We start from the raw sequence: 13,812 nt of genomic DNA on the forward strand, positions 1-13,812 counted from the left end.
ATATTGGCCAGTTGTGTCACCGCCACTTTAAAGACTTCATATATTGGCCAGTTGTGTCACCGCCACTTTAAAGACTTCATTCCCCGCCATATAAAGCCAAGCTTCATCGGCCTCTAACGATTGACCACGCTCTGGATACTTAAGTTTCAAGAGCTCGCCAAATTTACCGTCGGCTTTTAAGTGGGTGGACAAAATGCCATCATTTTCATCGGCGGAAAGCACGACGGCGCCTGCACCATCACCAAACAAAATGATGGTGGAGCGATCATCGGGATCACAGGTATGTGAAAGGCGATCAGCGCCCACAACCAGTGCATTTTTGGCTAACCCGTTTTTAACATATTGATCCGCGACACTTAACGCATACACAAACCCAGAGCATGCCGCCGCAATATCAAAAGCGGGACAGCCTTTAATCCCCAACATCGCTTGCACATCACAAGCGGCAGCGGGAAAGGCACGCTCACCACTGGTGGTCGCCACAATAATCAGGTCAATGTCATGTTTATCAATGGCAGACATCTCTATCGCCTGCACGGCGGCCTGATAAGCCATCGAGGCAACGGTATCTGTGGGTGCAGCAATGCGACGCTCTTTGATCCCCGTACGGGTCACAATCCATTCATCACTGGTGTCTACCATCTGTTCAAGGTCAGCATTGGTGCGAACCTGTTCAGGCAAATAGCTGCCTGTGCCCAAAATCTTACTATACATGAAGACTACTAATGCCTCTCGAGAAGAACTGCCTCTAAACGGTCACTTATCTTAGTTGGGATTTGCCGTTCGACCTCGTGCACCGCTTCAAAAATAGCGTTTTCGTAAGCGGCGATATCAGCGCGTCCGTGACTTTTTACAACGATGCCGCGCAATCCTAGCAAACTTGCGCCGTTGTACTGGTCGGGTTTCAGCTGTTGGAGTTGATTTAAAAGATCAGAAAATAGCCATTTCGCGATCCAACGCTTAATAGGATGCGGGTGGAGATGGGCTTTCACCTTGTCGATGATCAAGCGTGCGACACCTTCGCTGGTTTTTAACGCCACGTTGCCGACAAAGCCATCACAGACAATCACATCGGTCTCGCCTGTATAGATTTGATCGCCCTCAACGTAGCCGGTATACCGCACTGCCTCACTTTGCTGCAAGAGATCGGCACAGCGGCGCACCAAGTCATTCCCTTTGATCGCTTCTTCACCAATGTTTAGCAGCCCGATTCGAGGTGTATACCCCAATTCAGCCTCCGCCAACACCGCGCCCATCACTGCAAATTGGAATAAGGTATCGGCATCACAGGCCACATTGGCGCCTAAATCCAGCAACCATTTACGTTGATAATTAGCACCTGGTAAGGCTGTCACTAGAGCGGGACGGTCGATGCCGGGTAAGAGCTTGAGCAAGTATTTGGATAGCGCCATAAGCGCGCCGGTATTGCCCGCGCTCACACACGCATCTGCTTCACCACTGGCCACCTTTTCCAGTGCGACACGCATAGACGTGCAATGGCTGCGACGCAGCGCCGTGGACGGTCGCATGTCATTAGGAATAACGTCCGGGGCATGGACGATAGATAGTCGGGAATGATGCTGGGCATGGCGTTGATTCAGTGACGCCTGGATGCGAGATTGGTCGCCCACCAGGATCACATTTAGGTCCGCAAAACGCGACAATGCCTGCACGGAGGCAGGCACTGTGACTTGGGGACCGAAATCCCCGCCCATCGCATCGAGTGCAATGGTTAACCTAGTCAAGGGTCAACCTTACTTGTTGATAACCTTGCGGCCGCGATAGAAACCATCTGCCGTCATGTTATGACGCAGGTGAGTTTCACCGCTAGTTTTGTCTACAGATACAGCTTGAGTACCCAGTGCATCGTGTGAACGACGCATACCACGCTTAGAACGGGTTTTACGGTTCTTTTGTACGGCCATTGACCCTACTCCTCGTTACTTTGCTTTAAGTTTTTTAGTACGGCAAACGGATTTGGACGCTCATCAGCAAGTGGGATTTCCCCATACACCATGTTGTCTGCACTGACCTTACAGTCGGTGTCTTCGTGCATGGCGACTTGTGGCAAGGCCACAATCAACTCGTCTTCGACTAATTGAATCAGATCAATCTCACCGTTTTCGTCGACTAATGCCGGCTCATAAGCATCCGGTAAATTGCCAACCTGGTCATCATTGAAAACCGGGCTATAAACGAATTCAGTTTCACAGCGATATGGAAATGGTTCCCAACAACGTTGACACTCAAGACTCACTGTTACGGTCGCACGACCAGTGACAGTTTTGAGCCCTTGGGCGTCAATGTCGAACGAAAGCATCACTTCCGCATCACTATCGATGCTTTGGGTTGCCTCACCGAGACGCACTAAACGCTGCTTGTCTACAATACCATCATAGTCAAGTTGCTTTTGTGCACAACGGAACGGATCAACCGTCAGCGGTAGCTTTACCTTCTGCATAGGGCGCGAATATTAGCCTCCAAATGCGCTGGAGTCAAAGAAAATGTTACCTGTGTCAGGCGCGAAAGGATGATAGAGACAAAAGCGCACAAGCCATTGGTGATCGGGATGCCTCTGGCGCCGCGTTTACTCAGACCGGCAACGATGAAAACCAACCCTTTCACCGCGGTCAACAAGCCAGCCAGACATACCTCTCCCGCTTTGCCCGACTCAAAGTCGCGCCCGCTATTTTTTCAGGTTAGACTGAGAGTTGAAAATAAACAATCATCGACCACGCAGATTGTTTAGTCACCTTCAACTGCGCGCAATATAAGGAACGATCATGCACACGACGCAACCTCCCAAAATTGTGCTGGCTTCAAGCTCACCGTATCGTCAAGCCATCTTTAAAAAGTTTGCGCTTCCGTTTACTGCATTCGCGCCGGCGATCGATGAAAGCCGGCATGAAAACGAGCGTGCCACCGACATGGTTGAACGCTTGGCACTCGAAAAAGCCATGGCGGGGATGCCGCTATTCGATAATGCTCTCATTATCGGTTCAGACCAAGTTTGTGTGATTGACGAGGAGATACTTGGTAAGCCGCATGAGCGAGAGGTAGCGATCGAGCAGCTAAAACGGGCAAGCGGAAAGCAAGTCACCTTTTATACAGGAATCGCGTTGATTAATAGTGATACGGGAGAACATCAATCGGACGTTGAGCCCTTTCATGTCGATTTTCGTGAGCTAAGCGAACAAGAAATCGTTCGTTATATCGACAAAGAACTGCCGCTAGATTGTGCTGGCAGCTTCAAATGTGAAGGCTTGGGTATTGCCCTTTTCAATGCCATGCACGGGCGTGATCCGAATACCCTTGTGGGCCTCCCACTGATACGCTTGCGTGAAATGTTAGAAAAGGAAGGTATATTCGTGATCTAGTGGCTATGATGTGCTAAATCGGCGCTCCCTGTCTTAAAGCAACATAGATGGAATACTATTTATACTCTCGCATATTGTGCGTAGAGCACATCAGCGAAGTCTAGTTCATTGATTTCTCCCACAACAAGGTCTCGAACAGCATCCGCAAGAAGATCGTTATCATGTACGATTTCGAAATCGTTGAGCGACAGGTATTCTAGAGCGACCGCTAGGCCAGTACGCTTGTTTGCATCTGGAAGCGCGTGCGCGACTGCAATACATGCTGTGTATTTTGCGGCGATTTCAAATACGTCATCCAACCCATCGTAGATAATTGCATTATCAATTCTACTCAACGCACCTTGTAGTTTCCCGAGATCTACAGCTCCTTGCATCCCGGGACCAGACGCTAAGATAAAAGCGTTTATCTCAATAACGCGCTCGAATGGGAAACAAATGATATCCATCACATATCCGCTAGCTTTTTAAACGTATTCGCGTGTGTTCGTAAAGCCAGTTTAGTCTCAGACTTAATAATCTGACGTCCAAGATCGCCCGATAGATCAATGCTTTTCTTCGCTTTAATTTTTGGTCTTTGGATCGATTGAACGCCATAAGTTTCAATTTTTCTATTCATTTTTTTCGCTTCCATCTAAACCTTGACTCATCATGGTCTATATCTTTGGGGACTGCAAGATAGCGTTCAGACCTTAACAAGTACTATGCTCTCTCCATCACCAGCTCGTTTAGGCTGTTTAGTACGGCAACTGGCTCATAGGTCGAGAGGCTGGCGGCGCCTTCTACGCCCCAAGTGACGGCAAGCCTTGCCATATCCGCATTGATGGCCAATTGCATATCATGGCCAGTATCACCAATCATCAGCGCTTTATCACGTGGAATACCTGTTTGCGCTAACACTTCATCCAACATTTGAGGATCCGGCTTAGAGGCCGTTTCATCGGCGCATCGGGTCACCGAAAACAAATCGTGAGTTCCCGTTTCCGCCATGGCCCGATCGAGTCCAGCGCGTGATTTCCCAGTTGCCACCGCGAGCGTAAAGCCCTGCGCTCTCAAAGAGATAAGGGTGTTTTTTACGCCAGGATAGAGCTGACAAGGCGTCGGATTATCGTAGACAAACTGTTGACGGTAGTGCTGAATCCAATCGGCATACCACGCCGGATCAGCGTCAGGGTAAAGCCGCTGATAGCCCTTTTCTAAGCTCAAGCCAATCATGGTTTGCAAGCGTTCTGGTGGCAATATAGGCAACTGCTCAGTCAGCCGAGCCGCCGCGTCCAGGCTTGAGACAATGCGCCCAATCGAATCCATCACAGTGCCATCCCAGTCAAAAATTAACAGTGAATATGGCGCAATCACGGAATGCGACGGTTGCTTGATCTCGCTTGCGCCAGGTTGCCAAGGGGAAGTAAACGGTGATTCAACTGTCATTGCTTTAACCTCTGAGTGATGCTGTTTTCGCCCTTAGTCCCTCAAGCGCCCGCTCAAGCTTAGGCTCCATCGGCGCATTAAGCGTCATGCTTTCATCCTTGCCTGGGTGTAGGAAGCGGATGGTGGCCGCATGTAAAAATAAACGATCCAGCCCAAACGACTTGGTATACGCATCAAAACGTGGATCGCCATAACGATCGTCCCACGCCAACGGATGACCCATATACTGAGCGTGCACACGAATTTGATGCGTTCTCCCAGTCACAGGGCTTGCTTGCACTAAGGTTGCTTCAGCGAAGCTTTCAAGCACTTTAAAACGGGTTTCTGACGGCTTGCCTTTAGGGTTAACGCGGACAATACTGTTCACCTCATTTTTCAATAAAGGTGCCGTTACTTTGCGCTGTTTAGCGGGCCATTTGCCCATCACCAAGGCGTAATAGTCTTTACGTACTGTTTTTTCGCGAAATTGCGCTTGCAAATGACGCAACGCGGAACGTTTCTTCGCAATCAGCAAAATCCCAGACGTATCTCGATCGATCCTGTGTACGAGCTCCAAAAAACGTGCCTTAGGGCGAAGCGCGCGCATCGCTTCTATTGCCCCAAATTGTAACCCACTTCCTCCGTGCACCGCTGTCCCCGAAGGTTTATTGAGCACCAACAGATGGTCATCTTCATAAAGAATGCAATGCTCAAGCGCGGCCACTTTGTCTAATTTAGTACTGGGCGCGGCTTTCTCATCGCGCTCTGGAAGGCGGATGGGAGGCACCCTCACCACATCTCCGGCTTGCAGCTTATACTCTGGTTTTATGCGTTTTTTATTAACTCGCACTTCTCCTTTACGAAGTACGCGATAAATCATACTTTTGGGGACGTTTTTCAGCTGATTTCGCAGAAAATTGTCAATTCGTTGGCCGGCGATGTCGTCATCGATGTCGATGAATCGCACTTGAGTTTTTTGTTCTGTCATAACCTTCATTCTACCGCTAAGCACAGCGACATGCACCTGCTACGGAAAGTCACCCCTCACTTAGCACAGCAGCGGGTTGTGTTCCCCCCTGTAACCGCGAGCGGCACAAGGCATTATCGTGCAAAAAAACACCACATCTGCGCGGTTTTACTACCAACACAACATAAGCGAATAAAGCCGATTGCTGGACTTTAGTCTCCCTGCTATAGTTGCGGCGTTAATCAGAAAAGCAAACGCTTATCTGAAACACAGCTTATCGCCTGTGACAGCGATTTCATCAGTGGAACATGCACTTTTCGACAAAAGGCCTGGTCTGCGATGAGTCAATCAAGTGATAGCTGTATACGGTTATATCCGTAAAAGAACCATAATTCCGAATGCTTTTAAGGCGTTACGCGGCAATTGGCGTAAGACGTAAACCAAAAGCACCCGTTTAGTGTGTTGACACGAGACTGTTAGTCAGTGTCAGAGCTCTCCGCCATCGGTAAAAACGGCGGACGCCAACTGCGTAATCCGGTGAGCCATAAAAACCGTTGCAGCTGGCCGATTAAAACTTGCCCGAGCGCACCCCTGATTTTCTCCAGCCGGGAGGCTGCACCATATCAGACTTGGGGTCAGGCAGCATTGACGACTGCTCTCGTCATCAACCGCTAATAACAACGATAAATAAATGAGAAAAATCAGATGAAAAGAATGTTGATTAACGCAACTCAGAAGGAAGAGTTGCGCGTCGCATTGGTTGACGGTCAACGGCTATACGATCTCGATATCGAGAGTCCTGGCCATGAATCGAAAAAAGCTAATATCTATAAAGGACGCATTACCCGTATCGAACCTAGCCTGGAAGCGGCATTTGTTGACTATGGCGCCGAACGACACGGTTTTCTCCCTCTAAAAGAAATTGCTCGCGAATACTTCCCTTCCGGTTACACCTATCAAGGCCGTCCAAACATCAAAGATGTGGTGAAAGAAGGCCAGGAAGTGATTGTCCAAGTGGACAAAGAAGAACGCGGCAACAAAGGGGCTGCACTGACTACATTTGTCTCGCTTGCGGGCAGCTATTTGGTATTAATGCCAAACAACCCACGTGCTGGCGGGATTTCTCGTCGCATCGAAGGGGAAGAACGCAGTCAGCTAAAAGAAGCCATGTCTGGCCTCGAACTGCCACAAGGGATGGGCTTGATTGTACGCACTGCAGGTGTGGGTAAATCGGCCGAAGAGCTGGAATGGGACTTGAAAGTCCTGCTCAATCATTGGCAAGCGGTGAAAGAAGCGGCTGGCGCCAACCCTGCGCCTTTCCTGATCCATCAAGAAAGTAACGTGATTGCCCGTGCAATCCGTGACTATTTGCGCCGTGATATCGGTGAAATCTTGATCGACAGTGAAAAGGTCTTCCAACGCGCCCAAGAGCACATCAAACTGGTTCGTCCTGACTTTGTCAGCCGCATCAAGTTTTATGAAGGCGAAGTGCCGCTATTTAGCCACTATCAGATTGAAAGTCAGATCGAATCTGCCTTCCAACGCGAAGTGCGCTTACCCTCAGGTGGTTCGATTGTCATTGATCCTACCGAAGCCCTAACCTCAATCGATATTAACTCTGCCCGAGCCACCAAAGGCAGTGATATTGAAGAGACGGCACGCCAAACCAACATCGAAGCAGCAGAAGAGATTGCACGCCAATTGCGTCTGCGTGACTTGGGTGGTTTGGTCGTGATCGACTTCATCGATATGACCCCTGTCCGCCACCAGCGCGAGGTGGAAAACAAATTGCGTGACTCTGTCCGCATGGACCGTGCACGGGTACAAATTGGCCGCATTTCACGCTTTGGTTTGCTGGAAATGTCACGTCAGCGCCTCAGCCCGTCTCTGGCAGAAGCCAGTCATCATATCTGCCCGCGCTGTAAAGGCACTGGTGTAATTCGTGATAACGAATCGCTAGCATTGTCCATTCTTCGTTTGATGGAAGAAGAGGCAATGAAAGAGAACACGGCGCAAGTACTGGGTATCGTCCCTGTCCCCGTCGCCTCTTACCTACTTAACGAAAAACGTCGCTCGGTCCAGCACATTGAGAAATACCACAATGTCAAAGTGGTCGTGGTACCCAATGCCGACATGCAGACGCCACACTTTGATGTGGTTCGCGTCCGCGGCGGTGAAGAAATGGCGAACCTGTCTTATCAGCTGCCAAGCCAGATTGATGCGCTCAGAGAAGTAGAAGCACGCGAAGAGCCACAACAAGCGCGTCCAGCGAAAAAACGTGAAGAACCTGTATTACAAGGGTTTGCAGCGCCAAGCTCGCCGGCACCAAGCGCAACCAAAACCACCACGTCTGCCACTGAAGCCGAGACAGCCAAGCCAGGCCTGTTTGCGACAGTTGGTAAGTTTTTCTCTCGCCTGTTTGCCGCGCCAGCGGAGGATACCGCAACCGCGTCGTCACAGCCTGCCGCTGCGCCTGAGCCAGCTCAGACGAAGCAAAACCAGAAGCCATCACACGACTCACACAACCAACGCAATAAGTCGCGTGGCCATAAGCCACAGAACCGCGATGAGCAAAGTGATAACAACAACGGCGAACGTGGACGTAACAACAAACAACGCCGCCAGAATAAGCCGCAAGAAGAGCGTCGCGATAACAATCGTAAAGGGAAGAAAACCCGTAACGATAACCGCAACGACAAAGCGAAAAAGCCTACGACGCAACAAGATGAGGCCAAGGTAACCAAGCCACAGTCTGACAATGCGGATAAAGGCAACAAGCAGCAAGACCAAAAGGCGGAGAAAACCGAACAGGTTAAACAACGTCGCCAGCGTCGTAAGCTGAACCGCAGCGTACGTATCAACAAAGACAATGCGGAGACGCAGGCCACCACAGACGCTACATCTGATCAAAGCAAAGACTTGCAACAGGTCGGGGCGGAAGTGGCACAACAAGCCAAGCAGCAGCCTGATAACGCGAAGAAAGAAGGTCAGCAGGACAAGCGCCGTAACCGTCGCTCACCGCGCCACCTTCGCGCCAGTGGACAGCGTCGTCGCCGTCGCCCAATGGTGAAAAGCCCAATGCCACTCACCACCGGTATGGCGTCACCCGAAATGGCAATGGGCAAGGTGTGGTCGGCAGAGCAACCGGTGAAAGTGAAGCAAGATCGCCGACGCCAGGACAAGCGCCAAAACAATAAGGCCATTGTCAGTGGTGTTGCTCGTCCAGAAATGGCCATGGGTAAAGTCATTATCATGCAAGCTAAATCGGAGGAGACGGACACAGTGTCGACCCAACCGATGGCTTCGATAAACACCCCTGAGCCTGCACCGCAACCAGCACAAAGCCAAGCAACACCTGTGATCGACGCTGCGCCTAAGGTCGCGACGCCAGACGCGCCAGCGACAACCCCTGAGCAAGACTCAGAGGTCGATTTGGTGACCGAGAAAGTGATTGAGCGCGAAGCGGAAATCAACGCCCCGACGGCAACGATTCAATACCGCCGCGCTACGTCACCAATGATGAAGGCTCCGGCACCGAACGAAACGGTTGATCACAGCCCTGTGGCAATCGCTGCCTTTAAAGCGCCTAACCCAGAAGCGAAAGCAGCAGGTAGCGCCGAGGCACGAGCGTCTGCCTACGCACCGGCGACCAAACCTCAGTACTAATTCCGTTTGCTTTCGGAATGCTAAAGGCCTCGGCATCTGTCGAGGCCTTTTTTATTTGACCGTTGTTCCATGAAATAACGTGGGCAAAACATACGCAATCTTGCAGCGATACACGGAAAAGTGCGTCGATCCACACGCTTCCATCGCGACTTCCTTGTCAAAGCGAAAAAACTCAGTAACGTCAAGGCAGACAATGATTGTCGTGTCGTCGCGCGAGAAACAGGCTCATCAGAGGCTTAGACGCTGGCCACGACATTGGAACGTTGCTGTAGGGAAGATGCTGTTGCTTATGAAAACCTTGTTTACTGCTTACCCATTTAAACGCCTCCATCACACCTTGATGCTGGCCTTCCTGCTATTAAGCCTCCTCCCTCTGATTTTGGTCGCCTTGTTTTTTCTTAACGCCCATAGCCAAGATCTACAAGAACAAAGCACGGCACACCTTTTATCGGTTCGCGACGGTAAGCAGCAGCAAATCAACGATTACTTTGAGGCGAAAGAGGCGGAAGTCCTTGGATTTGTTGCTTCAGAGCTCGCCTACGCCAGTGGTGGGCATTTTTATGGTTTGGTCAATGCTTTTCAGCGACTACGACCAAACATCGACGCCGCTCGTGATTACGCACAACGTCGCTATTACCTTGGGTCCGGTGAAAGGGTCAAAACGCCTGTACACAAGGACGATCCCAATTATTCCGCCACCGAGCGTTATCGGCTGCTACACAAACGCTACCACCGCGCTTATCAAGCTTTGCTCGCTCGCGCAGATTTTGACGACCTCCTCTTGGTCGACAAGCAAGGCAACGTCACCTATTCGGTGAAAAAGCTGGACAATTTTGGCACTAACCTACTCTCAGGCCCGCATCGCAATGCACGACTGGGACACACTTTCGCGGCCCTAAAACAGCAAACGCAACAAACAAAAGGGAAGTTAGATCCGACGCCTAAGGTGATTATCTCGGACTTTTCTGCTGAAGATACCGACGCACCCGTTGCATGGCTTGGCGCCCCCATTATTCAGCAAGGGTACCTGCATAGCTACGCGATCTTCCGGCTTCCTAATCATGCCCTTACCAGGCTAATGGCCCCCAGAGAAACCAATGCGATTGAAACACACCTCGTCGGCGATGACGGCAAGACTCGAGCGCATTCAACCAGCAACAGTCAGCTTGTCAATAACACGCCTGCCATAGAAAAAGCATTAGCCGGAGAAACGGGCGTCACCCGCTATCAAACCCAATCAGGCCAAACCATGCTCGCTGCCTACACCCCCATTCACGCCCACGGTCTCAAATGGGGGCTAGTGGCTGAAGTCCCTACGCAAGTGGCCTACGCTCGAATCCACCAGCTGCAACAGCTTTTTATCGTTGCCATGTTACTTGCGATTCTCGCGGTGGTCATTGCCTCGCACTATATGTCCAACTTTATTACTCGCCCGCTGCTTCAGCTTACATGGGCGGCAGAAAAAGTCAGTGCAGGTGACCTTGATACCCAAATCCACCACACGCGTCGTCGTGATGAAATCGGGCGTTTGGCGGTGAGCTTTGCCCGCATGCGCCATGCCATTCGCGAAAAACTGGCCTTAATACGCCAACAAAACCAGGCCTTAGAAGCTAACATCACCACCATACGTGCTCAGAATGAAGAGCTGCATATCGCCAACAAGCTGAAAGATGAATTCCTGGCAACCACCTCTCACGAACTTCGCACCCCCTTACACGGCATGATAGGGATTGCCGAAGCACTGATTGACGGTGCGAACGGTCCGATTAGTCGCGATCATCAGTATCAACTGTCGATTATCGTCAACAGCGGCCAGCGCTTGGCCAAGCTGGTTGATGATCTCTTGGACTACCATAAAATGCGCTATGGGCAATTGGATTTGGAGCAAGGTCCTGTCAATCTCAACGCCATCACACAGCTTGTGCTGTCACTCACCAAGCACCTTAAAAAAGAGAAGCCGCTAGACATCATTAATCAGCTCAGCGACACGCCAATCTGGGTACACGCGGATCCCCAACGGCTTGAGCAAGTTATGTACAATTTACTGGGGAATGCGATTAAGTTCACCGATGCGGGTAAGATTGTTATTAGCGCCGACACCTTGGACGATCGCGTTCGCATCCAAGTGGTTGATACGGGTAAAGGGATCCCCGCGGAACAGCTAAGCACCGTTTTTGAACCGCTCGCACAAGCAGTGAGTAGCCACTATCATTATCAACACGGCGCAGGTCTCGGTCTATCCATCAGTCGTCAACTTGTTGAGCTGATGGGCGGCCAGCTGTACGTCAGTAGTCAGCCGCAAGTGGGGACCACCTTTAGCTTCACCCTTCCGAGCGTCGATGAGCCTCCGGTGTTGACCACCGAGCTTTCCGCCGTCTCTACCCAACACATTCATCAAGATGACACGCGAGAGACCCTCGCTCACTCCTCTTCGGACGTTGTTTCGCAAAGCCAGCATAATCACAATGGCTTACATATTTTAGTGGTCGATGATGAGCCAACCAACCAACAAGTACTGACCAGTTTTCTTAATATTGAAGGCTATCAGGTCAGTACAGCCAGTGATGGACGTACAGCGATTGATCATATCGCCACCACAAAGCCAGATCTCATCTTACTCGATGTGCTAATGCCCGGAATGAGTGGATTCGAGGTCTGTGAGCAGCTGCGTGCACGCTATGACCATGCTGCACTTCCGATTATCATGCTAACCGCCTTAAATCAGCCTGATGATCGCATCTATGGCTTTGAGGTCGGCGCGAATGATTATCTCTGTAAGCCCTTTGATAAAAGAGAGCTCGCCGCACGAATAGCAACACATCTTGCCGCTAGCCAAGCGGAACAGCGCCGCCAAGAAAATCAACGCCTCGAGCAGGCGCTTGAACAAAGTGCTCGGCAACAGGCCAGTCTACTCGAAACCCAGTCTTGGTTGATTTCACAGCTCTCTCTCGCTCCTGAAGCTATGTTAGGTATGCGAAAAGATGGCCAGGTTCGCTTTGTTAACCAAGCGGCAGCCTCCTTGTTTGAGCGTGAGCAAGACGAGGTAAAACGGATGCATGGCCAAGCCTTAGTAAAAGCGCCCGAGCAGGCCAATCAGATGGAGCGCTATCAAGGCCCACTGACCATTTATATTGAAGGACGTCCCCGAGACGTCGACGGCATGCTGCTGCGTTTTCCCGCAGAGTCTGACATTGATAGCCTGTATGTCATCAACACAGACGCTCCCGTGTCTCAGTCTCGTATACAGAGCCTAGAAAGCGCCATCGAAGCCTTATCTGGCTACGCATTAGGCGGAGACTCGCGCCAACTTGAAACGCTAAAAGCCATGGGAGGTGAATTTGAAGCTATCGCTGAAAAAGCGCAACACCAACAACAAGATAAAGCCAACGCACGCAGACAGCTAATTGTTGATGCCATGGTAGCCAGCTTACATTACTGGGAAGAAGCCACAGGCAAAAGCAAATTCGATTTTGCCGAGCAAAGTGGTCTTTGGCGCGTCTACCTTGACCGTAGTAGCTTACAAACCCGCACATTGGATAAGTACCTGCTCATCGAAACTCTGCCAAAAACCCCGCGATGGCGCACAGTGCTGAGCTCCATTCGCTTTATCCTCGATCATTGTGACAAACGTAGTACGACCCGTACTCAGCTGGAGTCCTATTACCAACAACTTCGCCAGCTACTGCTAGAAGACTAACACAGCCAAATCGCTCCCTCTCCCAGTGCCTCTCCTATCGGGACAGGCACTGCTGCGTTCCCGCTATCGTTTCTCCACCCTCTTAAGCATCCCTTCTTCTGAGGACAGGCACTTTTACCCTGACAAGCACCCTCTTAAGGCACCCTCTTACGGGGACAGGCACTGTCTCTTATGAGGACAGTCGTACTTCTTGCGCTCTCATTTCTTGTAAGGACAGGTACCTACATGTTATCCGCAGGCCCCTCGCTCTGTCCGACACACTATCAGCTCTTATAGGGACGGGCACTTATAGCACTCCCTTTTAAAGCTCTTGTGGGGACAGACACTTATAGCACTCCCTTTTAGCGCCCTATCAGGACAGGCGCATCGAAGTAAGTGAGCAAACCTCGGTGACTGTCCTATGAATAGTTCGCGGGAACAGACACTGTCTCTTATGAGGACAGTCGTATTTCTTGGGTTCTCTTAACGTGCCTGTCCTCTGACTGACGAGCTAAAATCGCTCATTAATAATCTTTGCGAACCAACCTCATTTCAATCGCAATGCTTCTTAGCAAAAATCCCCTTTTATGTCGGATATAACTCAGAAATGCGCGACTTGTCACAACAAAATAGATACTGATTTTTCTCGTTAAAAAATAAGTGTGTTTTGGTGTGTGACATGCATCGCCCAAAAGATAATTAAACATAACCTTATGATTTTT

10 protein-coding genes and 1 pseudogene are annotated in these 13,812 nt (G+C 50.5%); 3 read left to right on the forward strand and 8 right to left on the reverse strand.

From position 1 onward, the window contains the following. Nucleotides 1-39: 39 nt before the first annotated feature. The 4 genes and pseudogenes from BZG23_RS15635 to yceD form a co-directional block, all read right to left on the reverse strand. A pseudogene (locus tag BZG23_RS15635) lies at nucleotides 40-714 on the reverse strand (beta-ketoacyl-ACP synthase III); the annotation flags it as partial. An 8-nt stretch (nucleotides 715-722) separates the two neighbouring features. After that, on the reverse strand, nucleotides 723-1,745 hold the full coding sequence (plsX, locus tag BZG23_RS15640; RefSeq protein ID WP_077607465.1) for a phosphate acyltransferase PlsX: 1,023 nt from the start codon (nucleotides 1,743-1,745) through the stop codon (nucleotides 723-725). A 9-nt stretch (nucleotides 1,746-1,754) separates the two neighbouring features. Continuing rightward, nucleotides 1,755-1,925 (reverse strand): 50S ribosomal protein L32, encoded by a 171-nt coding sequence (rpmF, locus tag BZG23_RS15645; protein ID WP_046075434.1) that lies wholly within the window; start codon nucleotides 1,923-1,925, stop codon nucleotides 1,755-1,757. Nucleotides 1,926-1,930: 5 nt separating this feature from the next. Next, nucleotides 1,931-2,461 carry a 23S rRNA accumulation protein YceD gene (yceD, locus tag BZG23_RS15650; protein ID WP_077578967.1) on the reverse strand — a complete coding sequence of 177 codons (531 nt, stop codon included), beginning with the start codon at nucleotides 2,459-2,461 and terminating at the stop codon, nucleotides 1,931-1,933. A 322-nt stretch (nucleotides 2,462-2,783) separates the two neighbouring features. On the opposite strand from yceD, the gene BZG23_RS15660 reads away from it, so the two are divergent. Continuing rightward, a complete protein-coding gene (locus BZG23_RS15660) occupies nucleotides 2,784-3,377 on the forward strand; it encodes a Maf family protein (RefSeq protein WP_077607467.1) in 594 nt (197 codons plus the stop codon). A 59-nt stretch (nucleotides 3,378-3,436) separates the two neighbouring features. Here BZG23_RS15660 and BZG23_RS15665 read toward each other — a convergent pair whose 3' ends face one another. The 4 genes from BZG23_RS15665 to rluC all read right to left on the reverse strand — a co-directional run bounded on the left by BZG23_RS15665 (nucleotide 3,437) and on the right by rluC (nucleotide 5,769). After that, complete coding sequence (locus BZG23_RS15665; protein WP_077607468.1) at nucleotides 3,437-3,823, reverse strand: type II toxin-antitoxin system death-on-curing family toxin; 387 nt, start codon at nucleotides 3,821-3,823, stop codon at nucleotides 3,437-3,439. Then, nucleotides 3,823-3,993, reverse strand: coding sequence for an acetyltransferase (locus tag BZG23_RS15670; protein WP_077607486.1), 171 nt, complete (start codon nucleotides 3,991-3,993; stop codon nucleotides 3,823-3,825). The genes BZG23_RS15665 and BZG23_RS15670 overlap by 1 nt, the downstream gene beginning before the upstream one ends. Nucleotides 3,994-4,076: 83 nt before the next feature. Beyond that, nucleotides 4,077-4,802: an HAD-IA family hydrolase gene (locus BZG23_RS15675; RefSeq protein WP_077607469.1), complete on the reverse strand. Its 726-nt coding sequence runs from the start codon at nucleotides 4,800-4,802 to the stop codon at nucleotides 4,077-4,079. Nucleotides 4,803-4,806: 4 nt separating this feature from the next. Continuing rightward, nucleotides 4,807-5,769 (reverse strand): 23S rRNA pseudouridine(955/2504/2580) synthase RluC, encoded by a 963-nt coding sequence (gene rluC / locus BZG23_RS15680; protein ID WP_077578964.1) that lies wholly within the window; start codon nucleotides 5,767-5,769, stop codon nucleotides 4,807-4,809. Between the two features lie 693 nt (nucleotides 5,770-6,462). On the opposite strand from rluC, the gene rne reads away from it, so the two are divergent. Then, on the forward strand, nucleotides 6,463-9,414 hold the full coding sequence (gene rne, locus BZG23_RS15685; RefSeq protein WP_077607487.1) for a ribonuclease E: 2,952 nt from the start codon (nucleotides 6,463-6,465) through the stop codon (nucleotides 9,412-9,414). A gap of 289 nt (nucleotides 9,415-9,703) precedes the next feature. Then, on the forward strand, nucleotides 9,704-13,111 hold the full coding sequence (locus tag BZG23_RS15690) for a hybrid sensor histidine kinase/response regulator (protein ID WP_077607488.1): 3,408 nt from the start codon (nucleotides 9,704-9,706) through the stop codon (nucleotides 13,109-13,111). The last annotated feature ends 701 nt before the right edge of the window (nucleotides 13,112-13,812 follow it).

Source organism: Salinivibrio sp. ML290, assembly GCF_001995695.1.
Lineage (GTDB): Bacteria > Pseudomonadota > Gammaproteobacteria > Enterobacterales > Vibrionaceae > Salinivibrio > Salinivibrio siamensis.

Excerpts from the sequence above, each read along its gene's own strand:
- rluC (WP_077578964.1), bottom strand. The coding sequence starts at position 5,769 with ATGACAGAACAAAAAACTCAAGTGCGATTCATCGACATCGATGACGAC.
- rpmF (WP_046075434.1), bottom strand. The coding sequence starts at position 1,925 with ATGGCCGTACAAAAGAACCGTAAAACCCGTTCTAAGCGTGGTATGCGT.
- BZG23_RS15690 (WP_077607488.1), top strand. The coding sequence starts at position 9,704 with ATGAAAACCTTGTTTACTGCTTACCCATTTAAACGCCTCCATCACACC.
- yceD (WP_077578967.1), bottom strand. The coding sequence starts at position 2,461 with ATGCAGAAGGTAAAGCTACCGCTGACGGTTGATCCGTTCCGTTGTGCA.
- BZG23_RS15665 (WP_077607468.1), bottom strand. The coding sequence starts at position 3,823 with ATGGATATCATTTGTTTCCCATTCGAGCGCGTTATTGAGATAAACGCT.
- BZG23_RS15670 (WP_077607486.1), bottom strand. The coding sequence starts at position 3,993 with ATGAATAGAAAAATTGAAACTTATGGCGTTCAATCGATCCAAAGACCA.
- BZG23_RS15675 (WP_077607469.1), bottom strand. The coding sequence starts at position 4,802 with ATGACAGTTGAATCACCGTTTACTTCCCCTTGGCAACCTGGCGCAAGC.
- BZG23_RS15660 (WP_077607467.1), top strand. The coding sequence starts at position 2,784 with ATGCACACGACGCAACCTCCCAAAATTGTGCTGGCTTCAAGCTCACCG.
- rne (WP_077607487.1), top strand. The coding sequence starts at position 6,463 with ATGTTGATTAACGCAACTCAGAAGGAAGAGTTGCGCGTCGCATTGGTT.